This is a genomic window from Streptomyces sp. NPDC047042 (assembly GCF_040644035.1).
In the GTDB taxonomy this organism is placed as follows: Bacteria; Actinomycetota; Actinomycetes; order Streptomycetales; family Streptomycetaceae; genus Streptomyces.
In genome coordinates, this window is the sequence record NZ_JBEYVP010000132.1 from 1 (window position 1) to 1,004 (window position 1,004).

Sequence of the window (1,004 nt, forward strand, 5' to 3'; positions counted from 1 at the left end):
CGCCCTATTCGGACTCGCTTTCGCTACGGCTTCCCCACACGGGTTAACCTCGCAACACACCGCAAACTCGCAGGCTCATTCTTCAAAAGGCACGCAGTCACGACGTTGAGTACAAGTACTCAACGCGACGCTCCCACGGCTTGTAGGCACACGGTTTCAGGTACTATTTCACTCCGCTCCCGCGGTACTTTTCACCATTCCCTCACGGTACTATCCGCTATCGGTCACCAGGGAATATTTAGGCTTAACGGGTGGTCCCGCCAGATTCACACGGGATTTCTCGGGCCCCGTGCTACTTGGGTGTCTCTCAAACGAGCCGCTAATGTTTCGACTACGGGGGTCTTACCCTCTACGCCGGACCTTTCGCATGTCCTTCGCCTACATCAACGGTTTCTGACTCGTCTCACAGCCGGCAGACTGTGAAAGAGAGATCCCACAACCCCGCACACGCAACCCCTGCCGGGTCTCACACGTATACGGTTTGGCCTCATCCGGTTTCGCTCGCCACTACTCCCGGAATCACGGTTGTTTTCTCTTCCTGCGGGTACTGAGATGTTTCACTTCCCCGCGTTCCCTCCACACACCCTATGTGTTCAGATGTGGGTGACAGCCCATGACGACTGCCGGGTTTCCCCATTCGGAAACCCCCGGATCAAAGCCTGGTTGACGACTCCCCGGGGACTATCGTGGCCTCCCACGTCCTTCATCGGTTCCTGGTGCCAAGGCATCCACCGTGCGCCCTTAAAAACTTGGCCACAGATGCTCGCGTCCACTGTGCAGTTCTCAAACAACGACCAACCACCCGTCACAACCCACCGAAGCAGATCTTTACCGGGGCCGGCACTGAAGGCAGCCATACGGCCATACCCTCAGACACCCAACAGCGTGCCCGACCGCTCCCCGCCCGGAGATCATGCTTTCCACGCCCTCTTGCGAGAGCAGTACTTGCAGCCTCCGACCCGTGAAACCGGCCGAATAATCAACGTTCCACCCATGAGCAACCA

At 57.8% G+C, this 1,004-nt stretch carries 1 rRNA gene; it reads right to left on the reverse strand.

The features are described from left to right. Positions 1-755, reverse strand: a 23S ribosomal RNA gene (locus ABZ855_RS48455); the annotation flags it as partial. Positions 756-1,004 lie beyond the last annotated feature (249 nt).